Here is a 16172-nt window from a genome sequence, read left to right on the forward strand (position 1 = left end):
TTCAGGCCGGCAGGAAGCCTTCGATCGACAGGTAGCGCTCGCCCGTGTCGTAGTTGAAGCCCAGCACCACGGCGTCGGCCGGCAGCTCGGGCAGCTTCTGCGCGATGGCCGCCAGCGTGGCGCCGGAGGACACGCCCACCAGCATGCCTTCCTCGCGCGCACAGCGGCGGGCCATCTCGCGCGCCGGTTCGGCATCGACCTGGATGATGCCGTCGAGCAGGCCGGTGTCGAGGATCTGCGGCACGAAGCCGGCGCCGATGCCCTGGATCGGGTGCGGAGCCGGGCTGCCGCCCGAGAGCACGGGCGAGGCCACGGGCTCCACGGCGTAGACCTTGAGCTTCGGCCACTTCTTCTTGAGCACCTGGGCGCAGCCCGTGATGTGGCCGCCCGTGCCCACGCCCGTGATCAGCACGTCCACGCCCTCGGGGAAGTCGGCCGCGATCTCCTCGGCCGTGGTGCGCACGTGCACGTCGACGTTGGCCGGGTTGTTGAACTGCTGCGGCATCCAGGCGCCCGGTGTGGCGGCCACCAGCTCCTCGGCGCGCGCGATGGCGCCCTTCATGCCCTTTTCCTTGGGCGTGAGGTCGAAGGTGGCGCCGTAGGCCAGCATCAGGCGGCGGCGCTCGATGGACATGGATTCGGGCATCACCAGCACCAGCTTGTAGCCCTTGACGGCCGCGGCCATGGCCAGGCCGATGCCGGTGTTGCCGCTGGTGGGCTCGATGATGGTGCCGCCGGGCTTGAGCGCGCCGGACTTCTCGGCGTCTTCGATCATGGCCAGGCCGATGCGGTCCTTGATGGAGCCGCCGGGGTTGCTGCGCTCGGACTTGATCCACACCTGTTGAGAGGCGCCCTTGAACAGGCGCTGGATGCGGATGTGCGGCGTGCGGCCGATGGTGTCGAGGATGGTGTTGGCTTTCATGCAGGTCTCCGGCAATGAAGGGAACGAGGTCGGGTCGGCGAACAGGGCATTGTGGCGATAATCGCGGCGTGAAGCACGCCAGGCCGTCGCTGGTGCAAGTCTCGAAAGAGCGCACTGGAGGAACGTCCGGACTGCACAGGGCAGCGCAGGAGCTAACGGCTCTCCACCGCGAGGTGAGGATCAGAGCAACAGAGACGAGTCCCGGGGGAGTGCCGCAAGGCAAACCACCGGGGGTGAAACGGGCAATCTCTGCGCGCAGCAATACCAAGTAGGTGGACGATGAGGCGGCCCGCTGAGTCCACGGGTAGGTAGCACCGAGCCGTGTGGGTGACCCACGGCCCAGATGAATGACGGTCACGCGCCTGTCTTCGCAAGAAGGCGGTCGTGCACAGAATCCGGCGTATCGGCGCGCTTCACACTTTTCTTGTTCCGGCAGCCGCCCACGCGCGCATGGCTGCCGCGCCCAACCCCCAAGCCCCGCGATCAGAACCTTTCCTGCGTGCGCAGGCAGCGCCAGTGGCCCGGCGCCAGGCCCGCCATCGACAGCCGGCCGATGCGCAGGCGCCGCAGCGCCAGGATGGGTGCCAGGCCCGCGCGCTGGCACAGGGCCGCGATCTGGCCCGGCTCGGGGCCATGCAGCACCACGCGCAGGCCTGTGAGTTCTTCGGTCTGGCGGCTGATGCTGGCGCGCGCGGGGCGCAGCCGCGCCAGCTGATCGGGCGCCACTGCGGCGCCAAGCTCGACGCTGAATTCATGCTCGACCAGCGGCGCGTCGTCCAGCAGGCGGCGGGCCACCCCCGGCACCTGGCTGAAGACCAGCAGCCCGCTTTCCTGCGGGCCCAGCGGCGCCACGCAGCGCTGGCCCATGAACAGGCCCGGCACGGCGGGGCGGCCGTGCAGGGCGTCGTGCGCGTCGCGCTGCAGCCGGGCCCAGAAGCCCGGCGCCTCCCAGTCCAGGCCGGCGGGCTTGTGCACCAGCAGCGTGGCCGGGGCCATGGCCTGGGGGCGCGCGCCCGGTGCCACGGCCACGTGCTGCTCAGGCCGCACGCGCTGCTGGGGCTGCGTGGCGGCTTCGCCGTCGACCGTGACCGCGCCCTGGGCCACCAGTTGCTCGGCTTCGCGGCGCGAGCAGTGCAGCTGCGCCGCCACGCGCTTGGCCAGCCTTTCGCCGGCCTCGGAGGATGGGTCTTCCTGCATGCGTTCCTAGAAAACCGGCGTTGCCGCGGGGTTCGCCCTCATGCGGCATTGGCCCGCTGGATCTCGGCCCGGCGCGCGGCCAGCTCGCGCAGCCGGTCCACGTGGGCCTGCAGCGAACGCAGCGCCACGGGCCACAGCGCGCGCGGCGTGTCGCTGTAGGCCACGCTCAGCCACTCTTCGGGCGTGCCGTGGGGGTTCTGGCGCAGCGCGGCCGCGACCTTGGCTTCGCGCTGCAGGCGATGGGCCTTGAGCCGCGCGATGGCATTGCGCGCGAAGCCCAGCACATGGCCATGCGCGGGCAGCACGTATTCCACCTGCAGTTCCTCGCAGGTGGCGTCCAGCGCGTCCAGCGAATCCAGGTAGGCGCTCATGTTGCCGTCGGGCGGATCGATCACCGTGGTGCTGCCGTTGAGGATGTGGTCGCCCGAAAAGAGCAGGCCGTCCTCTTCCAGGAACAGGCACAGGTGGTTGGCCGCATGGCCGGGCGTGTGCAGCACGCGCAGCGTGTGGCGCAGGCGCCGGTGCGGGCCTTCGGCCACCGGGTCGCCCTCGAGCACCAGCCGCTCGTGGTTCTCGAGCGAGCGGTCGGGCACGAAGCGCGCGTTGCTGCGCGCCGTGTGGGCCGAGGGCAGGCCCAGGATGGGCGGCTTCACGTTCTGGCACAGCGCCTGCAGCGGCTGCGCGCCCGGTGAATGGTCGGCGTGCGAATGGGTGCAGACGATGGCGCGGATGTTGCCGCCCGTGGCGCGCCACAGCCGGCCCACGTGGCCGAAGTCGTTGGGCCCCGGGTCGATGACGATGTAGCCGCTTTGCGCATCGCCCACGATGTAGCTGTTGGTGCCCGGCCCGGTCATGGCGCCGGCATTGGGCGCCGTGAGGCGGCGCACATTGCGCAGCAGCGGCACCGGCCGCAGCGACTGCCAGTCCAGGCTGTGCTGCAGCTGGCCGTCGGGGCAGGTCAGGGCCAGCTCGCCATAGGGCGCGTCGTGCTCCATGTAGCGCACCTCGCGCCCGTCCAGCCAGGCGCCGCGCGGGCAGCTCTGCCACAGCGGCTTTTCGCGCGCGCAGGCCTGCAGCACGGCGTCCACGCGGTCGAAGGCGGCCAGCCGCTGCAAGGTGCGCAGGGTCGAGAAGATCAGCGGAAAGCGCTCGTCCTCGTGCCAGGCCAGTGCGTCGGCCGGGCGCACCCAGGTGGGCTCGAACTGTTCGACCTCGTCGGCCTTGGGTTGCTGGCCTTCGGGCATGCGCGCCACCATGCACAGCACGTCGAAGCGCTTGGGCAGGTCGAGGTCGGTCAGCCAGTGGGCCATGGCCCAGATGCGGTCGGTGGACAGGCGCAGGCCGCGCGCGGCGCATTGCTGCGCGAAGGGCAGGGCGGGCAGCGGGTGGCGGTCGAGCGCGGCGACTTCCTGCGCGCTCACGGGCCGGCCGTCGGCATGCTCGGCCAGCAGCACGCCCAGTTCCTCGAAGGTCTCGCGCACGGCGGCCACGGCATGGGCCAGGTGATGGCGGCTCTGGGTGCGCCGGCGCAGCGCGATGGGGCGGGCCTGCACGTCGGCCTCTTCCACGCGTCCGCCGGGGAAGACGAAAGCGCCCGGCGCGAAGCGCGTCATGGCCGAGCGGCGGGTCATCAGCACTTCCATGCCCGCAGGGCTGTCGCGCAGCAGGATCAGCGTGGCGGCGGCCTGTGCCGTGGCGGGTTCGCGCGCGGCGTGGAGCTGTTGGGAAGGCCTGACCATGGCTCGGGATGATACGTAGCAGTGGGGTGAAATGCAGGAAGCGTGCGCAGTGCCCGTCGGCCGGCTCAGCGCGCCGCTTCGCAGCCCTGGCCGGCGCGCAGGGCCTGCGCGCGGCGCGGGGTGTCGGGGTGGGTGCTGAACCAGTCGGCGCCGCCTTCTTGCGTGTCGGGTGTCGTGGCGGCGCCCTCGGCCGGCTTCTGGGCGGCTTCTGGCGCGTGGTCGGGGCCGTCGATGCGCAGCAGCAGATCGGCCATGGGCGCGACCGGCAGTTGCGCGTGCCGCATCAGCGCCACGGCGAAGCAGTCGGCCTCGCGCTCGTGGTCGCGCCGGTAGGCCATGTGCGTCAGCACGGTGCTGGCCGTGGCCACCATGCTGGAGACATCGCCCAGCGCCAGCCCCAGGCCGACGTTGAGCACGCCCTGCTCGACCACCAGGCGCGTGCCATGGCGGTGCACCACATGCCCCATTTCGTGCGCGAGCACGCCGATCAGCGCGTCGTCGCCCAGCTTCGCGCGCTCGGCCGCGCGCACCAGCGCATCGGTCATCACGATCTGCCCGCCGGGCAGCGCGAAGGCATTGGGCGGCATGCCGCTGCGCAGCGCCAGCTTCATGGGCGGCGCGTAGTCGCCATAGCGGGAGAGCACGCCCGGCGCGGCCTGCGCGCGGGCCTGGCGCCATTGCGCGTCCAGCGCCTCGAAGCGCGCCTGCAGCACGGCCTGGCGCTCGGCCGGCAGGCGGCTGGGGCGCAAAAAACCGTCGTCGAGCTCGCGCATGGCCTGCTCGCTCACGGTCTGTTCCCAGCCCAGCGGCACGAAGCGCGCGAGCTGCGTGGCGGCCCAGGGCGTGCCCCAGCGGTAGAACAGCACCAGGCCCAGCACCGCCAGCAGCAGCACGGCCACGAAGACCTGCCAGCGCGTCTGCATGCGCTGGGCCAGGCCCGCGCGCGCGCCGGCGGCCTGCAGCGCGGCCTGCCAGGCGGCGCCGTCCTCGATCTCCAGGCTGCCGTGCGGGCCCAGGCCCACGACCAGCCGCGCCTGCGCGCGGCGCGCGCTCCAGGTTTCGGGCCAGTCCACGGCCTCGTGCGGCAGCAGCGGCGGGGCCGCAGCGCCGGCCTTGAGCGGATGCAACTGCAGCCCCGGGCCGCGCGGGCCGGGGTGCAGGCCCACCAACACGGGCTGCGCGCCGCTGTGGATGCCGTCAAACCAGCGCGCGCTCAGCAGGCCGCGCTGGTGGGGCTCGGGCGTCGGGGCGGGCGTCATGGCCATGGCGGGCAAGGAAGGCTCAGCCGACCAGGTCCAGGCCCAGCGCGTCGGCCACGGCATCGCCAAAGCCTTCCTTCTGCTGTGCCTCGAGCTGGCCCACCAGCTGGTCGAGCTCGCCCTTGATGTGCAGCGTCACCGACTCGGCCTTCATGCGGTATTCGGCCACGCGCGCGAAGGGGCGGTAGAAGCCGAAGGTGATCATGCCCAGGAGGATGTTCTTGATGCGCAGCCAGACGAAGGCCATGGGCTTGAGCTCGCTGCGAAAGCGCGCCACCTGGCCCAGGCCGATGTTGTTCCACATCAGCTGGAACATGCGCGCCTCGCGGTAGGCCAGGGCCGGCGAGCCCGCCAGGAACAGGCCGAAGAAGCCGACGAAGAAGGCCAGCATGAACAGCAGCACCATGCCCGCGCTGCGGCCCGAGCCGCCGCCCATGGCATTGAGAACGGCGCCCAGCCCGGCCAGCAGCACGATCAGCGACGTGAGCGCCGCGATGGCCAGCGCCGTGAGCAGGAACACGCCCACCGTGGCCAGCCAGACGCGCAGGAAGTCGTTGAACACGGGCTTCCAGCGGCCCACCTGGCCCCCGATGCGCGTGCGCGAGACAAGCAGGCGCTTGTAGTTGAACTCCAGGCGGATGAAGCACAGGAAGCTCAGGAAGAGCGCGGCCAGCGCCACGCCGGCCATGGGCCAGGTCGGGCGCGGCAGCGAGTCCAGATCGGGGGCTTCGCCGCTGCTGTCGCCGTCTTCAGCGGGCGAAGCATCGCCCTCTTCACTGCCCTCTTCGCCGGCCGCCCGCGTGGCGGCCTCGATGGCGGCCTGGATCTCGGCCAGCTCTTCCTCGGTCAGCTCGGGCTCCTCGCCCTCCTGCGCGGGCTCCGGCTCGGCGGAGGCGATGGGCGCTTCGGGCGAAGGGGCCTGCAGCGCTTCCTGGGCCTGGCTGGCGCGCTGCTCGGCCTGCGCCCTGTCGATCATCTGGCTCAGCGCCAGGCCCGCGGCCACCCACACGGCGGCGATGGCGAACACGGGCCAGCTCGCGGCATAGACCTCGCGCCAGCGCGCGCCGAAGTGCAGCCGCAGGCCGCGCCAGCGGGTGTGGAACAGGCGAAATCGCATGGCGCTGCCCCACAGCCAGGGCGCCAGCAGCACGGCGCCGAGCATGATGACGCCCACGACCCAGTCCTGCCCCAGGTTGCCCGCCACTTCCATCGCGATGTACAGCAGGGCGAAGAGCACGAAGCCCACCACCATGCTGCGGATGCCGGCCGTGAACTCCAGCGGCTGGCCCGCCACGTCGGTATGGCCATAGAAATAGCGCGCGGTGCGGCGCCGTGCCCAGGGCGTGTACAGGCCCAGGGTGATGATGGTCAGCAGCACATTGACGATCCAGACGCCGAAATAGACGCCGCCGTCGCCACTGAAGCCGATGCGGTGGGCTTCGATGGCCGGCGTGCCGGAGCTGCTGGCGGGCGTTTCGGGCGGTCGGGTGTCGCCCGCGCCTGCGGCGGACGGGTCGGGATCGTGCATTTGTGCCTCCTCCTAGAGAGCGGGCGCAGTGTATAGAAGCTGCATGGCGGCTCGTGTCGGTCGGCTTCCCGCCCGCGCCCGGCGCCCGCAGGCGCCATGCACCTACGGGCGCGGCGCGCCGATTCGGGGCACCATCGCCCACTTCGTCGTCGTTGTTGGGCCTGCCGGCGCACGGCCGCCCCTGTGACCATGCTCCTCCATTGCACTGTCTATCAGGACGGCCGCCAGGTCGCGCAACTGCAGCCCGAACACATCGGCGCCGCGCTGCAGGCCCGGGACGCGCAAGGCGCCGAACACGCCCATGGCAGCCGCTTCATCTGGGTCGCCCTGCACGACCCCACGCCCGAGGAGCTGGCGCCGCTGCAGGCCGCCTTCGGATTGCACCCGCTGGCGGTGGAAGACGCGCTGCAGGGGCGGCAGCGGCCCAAGCTGGAGGAATACGGCGAAGACCTTTTCGCCGTGCTGCATCTGCTGCACTTCGAGTCACCCGCATCGCCCGCCGCGCGCCACAAAAAAGCCGGCCCGCCGCCGCGCCTGCAGACCGGGCAGCTGGCCATCTTCGCGGGGCCGCGCTACGTGGTGTCGGTGCGCACGCACAGCGAACAGAGCCTGGCGCCGGTGCGCGAGCGCTGCGAGCGCGAGCCCGAGCTGCTGCGCCAGGGGCCGGGTTTCGTGCTCTATGCGCTCATGGACGAGGTGGTGGACCGCTACTTCCCGCTCACCGAACGCATCGAGGACGAGCTGGAGGAGATCGAAAAGCAGATCTTCACCCAGGGGGCCGGGCGCGAGATCGTGCAGCGCCTGTACGCGCTCAAGCGCCGGCTGCGCCTGTTGCGGCACGCGGTGGCGCCGCTGCTGGAAGCGGCCGCGCGGCTGCATGGCGGGCGCGTGCCGCCGCTGTGCGCGCAGGCGCAGCACTACTTTCGCGACGTGTTCGACCACCTCAGCCGCCTGGCCGCCGCCATCGACGGCACGCGCGACAGCCTCACGACCGCGATCCAGGTCAACCTGTCGCTGGTCACCATCGATGACAGCGACGTGACCAAGCGGCTGGCCGCCTGGGCCGCCATCTTCGGCGTGTGCACGGCCTTCGTGGGCGTGTGGGGCATGAACTTCGATGCGATGCCCGAGCTGCACTGGCGCTGGGGCTACCCGGCGGCGCTGGGGCTGATCGGCGCCGTGTGCGTGCTGCTGTATGTGCGCTTTCGCCGTGCGGGCTGGCTCTGATCCGGGCCGGCTTCAGGCGCATCGCGGGATAATCCCGCCATGCGAATCCGCTTCACCAAGATGCAGGGTGCGGGCAACGACTTCGTCGTGCTCGACGAGACCCGCGGCCTGCTGGGCCTGAGCCCCGGCCAGTACCGTTTTCTGGCCGACCGGCATTTCGGCGTCGGCGCGGACCAGATCCTCAGCGTGCGCACCGCCAGCGACCCGGGCGTGGATTTCCAGTACGTGATCCACAACGCCGATGGCGGCGAGGTGGAGCAGTGCGGCAACGGCGCGCGCTGCTTCATGCGCTTCGTGCGCGAGCAGGGCCTGACCGACAAGGACGTGGTGCGCGTGCAGACCCTGGCCGGCCTGATCGCGCCGCGCATGAACGCCGATGGCCGCGTGACGGTGGACATGGGCCCGCCCATCTTCGAGCCTGCGCGCGTGCCCTTTGACGACGCGGGCCTCGATGCGCAGCCCACCGGCGGCTGGCAGACCTGGCACCTGGCGCTGTCGACCGAGGCCGAAAGCCCCATCGTGCCGCTGGCCGTGCTCTCCATGGGCAATCCGCACGCGGTGCAGCTGGTGCCGGACGTGGACGGCGCGCCCGTCGCCACGCAGGGCCCGCTGATCGAAAGGCACCCGCGCTTTCCCCAGCGCGTGAACGCGGGCTTCATGCAGGTGCAAAGCCGCGGCCAGGTGAAGCTGCGCGTGTTCGAGCGCGGTGCCGGCGAAACGCTGGCCTGCGGCACCGGCGCCTGCGCGGCCGTGGTGGCGGGCATCCGCCTGGGCCTGCTCGACGCGCGCGTGGATGTGCACACCCGCGGCGGTGTGCTGACCATCGAATGGGCTGGAGAACAGGGCGATTTGGGCGCGCCGGTGTTCATGACCGGCCCGGCCGTGACCGTCTTCTCGGGCGAGATCGATGTGCCCGATGAAGGCTGAACGCTCAGCGTTCAGCAAGAACATCCAACTCCTATCCGCCCAACGCTGAACGTCCCTCCTCATGATCACTGAAGACGACATCGCCAACTACCTGGCCATCACGCCGGACTTCTTCGAGCGCCATGCCCAGCTGCTGGCCCAGGTGCAGCTGACCAGCCCGCACGGCAACCGCGCCGTGAGCCTGCAGGAGCGCCAGGCCGAGATGCTGCGCGAGAAGATCAAGGCGCTGGAGCACCGCATCATGGACATGGTGCGCCACGGCACCGAGAACGTGATGACGGCCGACCGCCTGCAGCGCTGGACGCGCACCCTGCTCACCTGGCGCGACACGCGCCAGTTGCCCTGGGAGGTGCTGAGCGGCCTGCAACGGCAGTTCATGGTGCCGCAGACCGGCCTGAAGCTGTGGGACCTGGACGCGGCCTATGCCGAGGAAGGCTATGTCCAGAACGTCAGCGACGACGTCAAGGCGCTGGCCACCTCGCTCACCACGCCCTACTGCGGGCTCAACGCCGGCTTCGAGGCCGCTTCGTGGCTCAACGATCCGCAGCAGGCCGTCTCGCTGGCGCTGCTGCCGCTGCGCGCCGAGCCCGAGCAGCCGGCCTTCGGCCTGCTGGTGCTGGCCTCGCCCGACGCCCAGCGCTACCACGCCGAAATGGGCACCGACTTCCTGGAGCGCATCGGCCAGCTGGCCGGGGCAGCGCTGTCGCGCCTGCGCGCCTGATGCGCAAGCCGCCGGCCGTGCCGAGGAACGCAGCGCATGGCCGAGCATGACGCCGACGCGGACGAAGGCCTGGTCACGCGCTACCTCGAGCAGGCCCGTGTGCAGCGCCGCCTGGCGCCGCGCACGCTCGAGCTGTACGCCGAGCACCTGACGCTGCTGCGTGCCCGCGCGCAGGAGGCCCGGCTGCCGCTGCTGCGCGTGCAGACGGCCCACGTGCGGCGCTGGATGGCGCAGCTGCATGCGGCGGGCCGGCAGCCGCGCGGCATCGCGCTGGTGCTGTCGTGCTGGCGCAGCTTCTACCGCTGGCTGGGGCACGAGCGGCTGATCGCCGCCAACCCGGTGCAGGACGTGCAGGCGCCCAAGGCCGCCCGCCCGCTGCCCAAGGCCCTGGCGGTGGACGACGCCATGCAACTGGCCGACTTCAGCCGCCCCGATGCCGACCCCTGGACCGAAGCGCGCGACCGCGCCATCGTCGAACTGCTCTACGGCTGCGGCCTGCGCGTGAGCGAACTCACGGGCCTGGACCTGCGGCATTCCGCCGGCGCGCGCGGCTGGGTGGACATGGACAGCACCGAAGTCAGCGTGCTGGGCAAGGGCGGCAAGCGCCGCGCCGTGCCGCTGGGCCGGCAGGCCGTCCAGGCGCTGCAGGCCTGGCTGGCGCTGCGTGGGCAGGGCGCGGCTGGGCGCGGCGGCGACGACGGTGCCGCGGCGCTCTTCATCGGCACGCGCGGCGCACGCCTGACGCCGCAGGCCGTCTGGAAGCTGCTGCGCACGCGCGGCATCCAGGCCGGCCTGGCCGCACCCGTGCATCCGCACATGCTGCGCCATTCCTTTGCCAGCCACCTGCTGCAGTCCAGCAGCGACCTGCGCGCCGTGCAGGAACTGCTGGGCCACGCCAACATCGCCACCACCCAGGTCTACACGCGGCTGGATTTCCAGCACCTGGCCAAGGCCTACGACGCCGCGCATCCGCGCGCGCACCTGCGTTCCCCCGCGCACGCCGAGCCCGAAGTGCCGGCGGGCGATCCGAAGAAGAAGCCACCATGAAAGTCCTGCGCCTCAAGCCCGGCAAGGAGCGCTCGCTCCTGCGCCGCCATCCCTGGGTTTTCGATGCCGCCATCGCCAAGGGCGGCGGTGACGCCGGGGAAACCGTGCGCGTGGAGTCGCACGAGGGCCAGTTTCTGGCCTGGGCCGCGTTCAGCCCGGCTTCGCGCATCCGCGCGCGGGCCTGGAGCTTCGACTCGGGCCAGCGCATCGACGCGGCCTTCCTGGCCGGCCGCGTGCAGGCGGCGGTGCAGGCGCGCGCGCTGTTCGAGCTGCGCAGCGACAGCGTGCGGCTGGTGCACGGCGAGGCCGACGGCCTGCCCGGCCTGATCGTCGACCGCTATGGCGACACCCTGGTGGCGCAGTTCTCGTCGGCCGGTGTGGAGCGCTGGAAGAGCGTGCTGGCCGACGCGCTGCTGGCGGCCACCGGCTGCCAGCGGCTGTACGAGCGCTCCGACACCAGCAGCCGCGAGCGCGAGGGCCTGGCGCCGGCCACGGGCTGGCTGCGCGGCGAAGGCAGCACCGAGCTGCAGATCCAGGAACACGGCTGGCGCCTGAGCCTGGACGTGGCCAGCGGCCACAAGACCGGCTACTACCTCGATCAACGCGACAGCCGCGGCCGCATGGCGCAGCTGGCGGCGCACCGGCGCTTCGGGCGCGTGCTCAATTGCTACAGCTACACGGGCGGCTTCACGGTGGCCGCGGCCAGCGGGCTGGCGGCGGCCGGCGCGCTGGCGGGCGCCGAGCTGGTCTCGGTTGATTCATCGCTGCCGGCGCTGGAGCGCGCGCAGGCGCACCTGGCGCTCAACGGCTTCGGGCCCGAAAGCGGCGTGAAGGCCGAGTTTCTGGATGCCGACGTGAACGCCACCTTGCGCCGCTTCATCGCCCAGGGCCGGCAGTTCGACGCCATCGTGCTTGACCCGCCCAAGTTCGCGCCCACAGCGGCCCATGCCGAGCGGGCCGCGCGCGCCTACAAGGACATCAACCGCCTGGCCTTCAAGCTGCTGCCGCCCGGTGGCGTGCTGCTGACCTTCTCGTGCTCGGGCGGCATCTCGGCCGACCTGTTCCACAAGATCGTGGCCTCGGCCGGCATCGACGCGGGTGTGGACGGCTACATCAGCGAGCGCCTGGGCGCCGCCGCCGACCACCCGATGACCATCGAGTTTCCCGAAGGGGAGTACTTGAAGGGGCTGGTGGTGGTGCGCAAGTAAAAGAAAGAAAAACAAAAGGCCGCTGCGCCCGCCCTGGGCTCAGGGCTTTCGCAGGGCAGGGGACGCAGCTTCCTGACCTGCGGCCTACACTTTCGCCCCTTTCCTCCTCGAACCCCATCTCCGGAGCGCCCATGGCCCTGATCCCCGCCACCATCCTCACCGGCTTCCTCGGCTCCGGCAAGACCACCTTGCTCAAGCGCGTGCTGACCGAGGCGCACGGCCAGAAGATTGCCGTGGTCGAGAACGAATTCGGCGAAGAGAACATCGACTCCGACATCCTGGTGACCGAGTCCAAGGAGCAGATCGTGCAGATGAGCAACGGCTGCATCTGCTGCACCATCCGCGAGGACCTGCGCGAGACGCTGCAGACGCTGGCCGCCAGGAAGCGCAAGGGCGAGCTGGATTTCGACCGCGTGGTGATCGAGACCACCGGCCTGGCCGACCCCGGCCCCGTGGCCCAGACTTTCTTCATGGACGACGAGATCGCCGAAAGCTATCTGCTGGACTCCATCATCACGCTGGTGGACGCCAAGCACGCGCCGCAGCAACTGAACGACCGCCAGGAGGCGCGCCGCCAGGTGGGCTTTGCCGACCGCATCTTCGTGAGCAAGACCGACCTGGTGAGCGCCGAGGAGACCGAGGCGCTGATCCACCGACTCAAGCACATGAACCCGCGCGCGCCCATCGAGCGCGTGCATTTCGGCGAGGTGCCGCTGGAAGGCTTCTTCGACCTGCGCGGCTTCAACCTCAACGCCAAGCTGGACATTGACCCGGACTTCCTCAAGGAAGACGAGCACGGGCACGAGCACCACGATCATGACCATGACCACGCGCATGGCGAGCACTGCGACCACCCCTCGCACCAGCATGGCCATGCGCACGGGCACCACCATCATCACGACGACGACGTCAAGAGCTTCGTCTACAAGGCCGACCGGCCCTTCGACCCGGCGCGGCTGGAGGACTTCCTGGGCGCCATCGTCAACATCTACGGCCCGCGCATGCTGCGCTACAAGGGCGTGCTGCACATGCAGGGCACCGAGCGCAAGGTCATCTTCCAGGGCGTGCACCAGCTGATGGGCAGCGACCTGGGCCCGCAATGGGCCGAGGGCGAGGCCCGCCAGAGCCGCATGGTCTTCATCGGCATCGAGCTGCCCAAGGACATCCTCGTGCAGGGCCTGGAGCAGTGCCTGGTCTGAGAAGCTGAGCCCGGACCCATCCCGCGCGCCGCACGGATGATGCGGCGGATCGCAACCTCTATACAATCCGCGCGCCCGTGCCGGCCCCGGCCATCCGGCGGGCCCTTCGGGGGGCCTGCCGGAGCCGTCGGAACGCCGGTCATGCATGGGTGGCCCCGACCTTGGCAAGTGGGGGTATAACCCCTGTCCAGCTTCGGGTCGGTGTCCGGCTGCGGTGCCGAGGATGGCTAGAGCCAGCCTCGATCTGCAGACCGAGTCAGCATCCGTGAAAGCGCGAATCAGCCCGTCCAAGGAGCCAGCGATCGTGAAGAAGACCGTCCCCGCCAAATCGGCAGCCGCCACTGCAGCGCCGAGCAAGTCCGAGGCCACCGGCACGGACAAGACGCCGTTGGCGGCCGCGCCCGCTGCCGATGCCGTGCCGCCGCGCGCCCGCGCCTCTGCGCGTCTTGCGCAGCTGACCGTTCCCTCCATGCCCCAGGCGGTGGCCTCCACCGCCCCCAAGGCCAGTTTCACCCAGACCATGTCCACAGCCCTCGTTTCCCCTGCACCCGTGGCGATCAAGAAAGATCCCAAGCTTGCCAACAACTGGAAGACCAAGACCGCCGAGGAACTGACCGACGCCGAGGTTCTGGCCATGCCCGACGGCGAGTACATGAACGACAAGCAGATGGCGTTCTTCCGCCTCAAGCTGCTGGCGCTCAAGCAGGGCATCCTGGAAAACGCCGGCGAGACCACCGAGCACCTGCGTGAGGACACCGTGGTGGTGCCCGATCCGGCCGACCGCGCCACCATCGAGGAAGAGCATGCGCTGGAGCTGCGCACGCGCGACCGCGAGCGCAAGCTGCTCAAGAAGATCGAGCAATCCATCGGCCGCATCGACAACGGCGACTACGGCTACTGCGACGAGACCGGCGAACCCATCGGCGTGGGCCGCCTGCTGGCGCGCCCCACGGCCACGCTGTCGCTGGAAGCGCAGCAGCGCCGCGAGCTCAAGCAGAAGATGTTCGGGGACTGAAGCTGCCCCGACCTTAAGAAAAGCCGAAATGCCCAAGGAAGAAGGCGGTGGCCGATTGCTGTCCAAGGTGGCGAAGTTCGTTCGCAATCCGCTCAAGGATTGGTCCGAACTCGACACCGCCCAGCGGTCCGGCCAGCCTTCGCCCGTCGACAGCGATGGCTATAGCCGCGAAGCGCTCAAGGAACTGATCGAGCGCCGCCAGCGCAACGAGTTCGTGCGCCGGCGCGAGTTCGACATGCTGCGCAAGATGCGCCAGCGCGAAGCCGCCGGCGCCCGCGACGGCACCGGCGTGTCTTCCTCCTTCCACCTCAACACGGCCGGCAAGACCGATGGCCGCGCGCTCACGCTCAAGAAGATCGACGAGATCGAAGAGCAGATGTCGCAGCAGTGGTGGAAGGTGCGGCCCTCTGCGCCAGCCGACTCCGTGCCCGCTGAATCGCTGGCCGAGCAGCACGCGCGGGCCTATGCCGACACCGCGCCGGGCGAGGTGTCGTTCGAGGGCGCGGCGGACGAGTCGGCTTCCGCCGTGCTGCCGCCCTGGCGGCTGAAGTTCGAGAACCCGCTGCAGGAGGCCTCGCTGCGCTTTGCCGAAGGCCGCCCTGCGGACGCCGAGCGCCTGTTGCAGGGCGCCGTGGCGCCCGACGGCCCGCACGCGGACGACGACGACGGCTGGCGCGTGCTGCTGGACTTCTACCGCGCCATCGGCGACGCAGAGAAATTCGCCGCCGCCAGCATGCGCTACGCCCAGCGCTTTCGCCGCCCCGGGCCCGAATGGGTGTCGCTGCGCGCGCTGGTGCGCCACGAGGCAACGCCCGCGGCGGCCGAGGCGCGCATCGACTGGTACTGCCCGGCACAGCTTGGGCGTGAAGGCCTGCTGTCGCTGACGCAGGCCCTGCAGCGCGCGGGCCCCGTGTGGGGGCTGGACTGGCGGGCGCTGCAGCGCATCGAGCCCAACGCCGTGGCGCCGCTGGTCACGCTGCTGACGCACTGGGCCGATCTGCCCACGCAGCTGCGTTTTTCGGGTGCCGAGCGGCTGATCGCCGTGCTGGACCAGGCCACGCCCCTGAGCGTGCGCGAGACCGATCCCGCCTGGTGGCAGGCCGCCATGGCGCTGCGGCGCCTGATGCACCAGGCCGATGAATTCGAGCTGGTGGCGCTGAACTACTGCATCACCTACGAAACCCTGCCGCCGGCCTGGCAGGAGCCCGCCGGCCACTACGCCAGCGTCGAAGGCCCGGCTGGCGCGCGCGCCGGCGGCCTGGCGCTGTCTGCCGCCGCGGGCGAGGCGCCCGCGGACGCGGCCCGGGGTGCCGAGCTGTCGGGCGAGCTGGCCGGCGACGGCCTCGCGCTCTGGGAGCGGCTGGACGCCGAGCTGGCCGAGGCGGAAAGCGCCCAGGTGTCCTGTGCGGCGCTGCTGCGCCTGGACCTCGCGGCCACGGCCGGGCTGCTGGCCTGGCTGGAAACGCGCAACGCGCGCGGGCAGACGGTGGAACTGGTGGACGTGCACCGCCTGCTGGCCGTCTTCTTCGCCATGGTCGGCGTCTGCGACCTGGCGCGCGTGCTGCCCCGGCGCTGAACGCGGCTTCTGCGCAATCCGGCCCTTGCAGCGCGGGGCACCTGTCCCCACCTGCCTGCGATGGAACAATTTCACGGCACCACCATCGTCAGCGTGCGCCGCAAGACCCCCCAGGGCGACCAGGTCGCCATCGGCGGAGACGGCCAGGTCACGCTGGGCAACATCGTCATCAAGGGCACGGCGCGCAAGGTGCGCCGGCTCTACCACGGGCAGGTGCTGGCCGGCTTTGCCGGCGCCACGGCCGACGCCTTCACCCTCTTCGAGCGCTTCGAGGCCAAGCTGGAAAAGCACCAGGGCCAGTTGGCGCGCGCCGCCATCGAGCTGACCAAGGACTGGCGCACCGACCGCGTGCTGCGCAAGCTCGAGGCCATGCTGCTGGTGGCCGACAAGGAGGTCTCGCTCATCATCACCGGCAACGGCGATGTGCTGGAGCCCGAGGGCGGCGTGGCCGCCATCGGCTCGGGCGGCGCCTATGCCCAGTCGGCCGCCAAGGCGCTGATCGAGAACACCGAACTCTCGGCCGAAGAGGTGGCCCGCAAGTCGCTGCAGATCGCCGGCGAGCTGTGCATCTACACCAACCTGAATCACACCATCGAGACCCTGTGAG

14 protein-coding genes and 1 other RNA gene are annotated in these 16172 nt (G+C 70.8%); 10 read left to right on the top strand and 5 right to left on the bottom strand.

Annotated features, from left to right (window positions below):
- Position 1: 1 nt before the first annotated feature.
- Entirely contained in the window at positions 2-922 is a 921-nt protein-coding gene (cysK, locus tag PGB34_RS15945) for a cysteine synthase A (protein WP_271429092.1), read from the bottom strand.
- A gap of 70 nt (positions 923-992) precedes the next feature.
- Between cysK and rnpB the strand changes: the two genes are divergently transcribed.
- Positions 993-1341, top strand: an RNA gene (gene rnpB / locus PGB34_RS15950) — RNase P RNA component class A.
- A 64-nt stretch (positions 1342-1405) separates the two neighbouring features.
- Here rnpB and PGB34_RS15955 read toward each other — a convergent pair.
- The 4 genes from PGB34_RS15955 to PGB34_RS15970 form a co-directional block, all read right to left on the bottom strand.
- Positions 1406-2119, bottom strand: coding sequence for an RNA pseudouridine synthase (locus tag PGB34_RS15955; protein WP_271429093.1), 714 nt, complete (start codon positions 2117-2119; stop codon positions 1406-1408).
- A gap of 38 nt (positions 2120-2157) precedes the next feature.
- Complete coding sequence (locus PGB34_RS15960) at positions 2158-3858, bottom strand: MBL fold metallo-hydrolase (RefSeq protein ID WP_271429094.1); 1701 nt, start codon at positions 3856-3858, stop codon at positions 2158-2160.
- Positions 3859-3923: 65 nt separating this feature from the next.
- Positions 3924-5123: a M48 family metallopeptidase gene (locus PGB34_RS15965; protein WP_408647905.1), complete on the bottom strand. Its 1200-nt coding sequence runs from the start codon at positions 5121-5123 to the stop codon at positions 3924-3926.
- Positions 5124-5139: 16 nt separating this feature from the next.
- On the bottom strand, positions 5140-6645 hold the full coding sequence (locus PGB34_RS15970; RefSeq protein WP_271429096.1) for a YjgN family protein: 1506 nt from the start codon (positions 6643-6645) through the stop codon (positions 5140-5142).
- A gap of 189 nt (positions 6646-6834) precedes the next feature.
- On the opposite strand from PGB34_RS15970, the gene PGB34_RS15975 reads away from it, so the two are divergent.
- The 9 genes from PGB34_RS15975 to hslV all read left to right on the top strand — a co-directional run bounded on the left by PGB34_RS15975 (position 6835) and on the right by hslV (position 16171).
- The gene (locus PGB34_RS15975) at positions 6835-7872 is read left to right on the top strand and encodes a magnesium and cobalt transport protein CorA (protein WP_271429097.1); all 1038 of its coding nucleotides are present in this window, start codon (positions 6835-6837) and stop codon (positions 7870-7872) included.
- Between the two features lie 39 nt (positions 7873-7911).
- On the top strand, positions 7912-8799 hold the full coding sequence (dapF, locus tag PGB34_RS15980; protein ID WP_271429098.1) for a diaminopimelate epimerase: 888 nt from the start codon (positions 7912-7914) through the stop codon (positions 8797-8799).
- A gap of 61 nt (positions 8800-8860) precedes the next feature.
- A complete protein-coding gene (locus PGB34_RS15985; RefSeq protein ID WP_271429099.1) occupies positions 8861-9520 on the top strand; it encodes a DUF484 family protein in 660 nt (219 codons plus the stop codon).
- Between the two features lie 36 nt (positions 9521-9556).
- On the top strand, positions 9557-10567 hold the full coding sequence (locus PGB34_RS15990; protein ID WP_271429100.1) for a tyrosine recombinase XerC: 1011 nt from the start codon (positions 9557-9559) through the stop codon (positions 10565-10567).
- A complete protein-coding gene (locus PGB34_RS15995) occupies positions 10564-11775 on the top strand; it encodes a class I SAM-dependent rRNA methyltransferase (RefSeq protein ID WP_271429101.1) in 1212 nt (403 codons plus the stop codon). The genes PGB34_RS15990 and PGB34_RS15995 overlap by 4 nt, the downstream gene beginning before the upstream one ends.
- A gap of 131 nt (positions 11776-11906) precedes the next feature.
- Complete coding sequence (locus PGB34_RS16000; RefSeq protein WP_271429102.1) at positions 11907-12974, top strand: CobW family GTP-binding protein; 1068 nt, start codon at positions 11907-11909, stop codon at positions 12972-12974.
- Between the two features lie 265 nt (positions 12975-13239).
- The gene (gene dksA, locus PGB34_RS16005; RefSeq protein WP_408647906.1) at positions 13240-13989 is read left to right on the top strand and encodes an RNA polymerase-binding protein DksA; all 750 of its coding nucleotides are present in this window, start codon (positions 13240-13242) and stop codon (positions 13987-13989) included.
- A gap of 28 nt (positions 13990-14017) precedes the next feature.
- Complete coding sequence (locus PGB34_RS16010) at positions 14018-15565, top strand: STAS domain-containing protein (protein ID WP_271429104.1); 1548 nt, start codon at positions 14018-14020, stop codon at positions 15563-15565.
- Positions 15566-15625: 60 nt separating this feature from the next.
- Positions 15626-16171 carry an ATP-dependent protease subunit HslV gene (gene hslV, locus PGB34_RS16015; protein WP_271429105.1) on the top strand — a complete coding sequence of 182 codons (546 nt, stop codon included), beginning with the start codon at positions 15626-15628 and terminating at the stop codon, positions 16169-16171.
- Position 16172 lies beyond the last annotated feature (1 nt).

The organism is Xenophilus arseniciresistens (assembly GCF_028023875.1).
GTDB classification, from domain to species: Bacteria; Pseudomonadota; Gammaproteobacteria; order Burkholderiales; family Burkholderiaceae_C; genus Xenophilus; species Xenophilus arseniciresistens.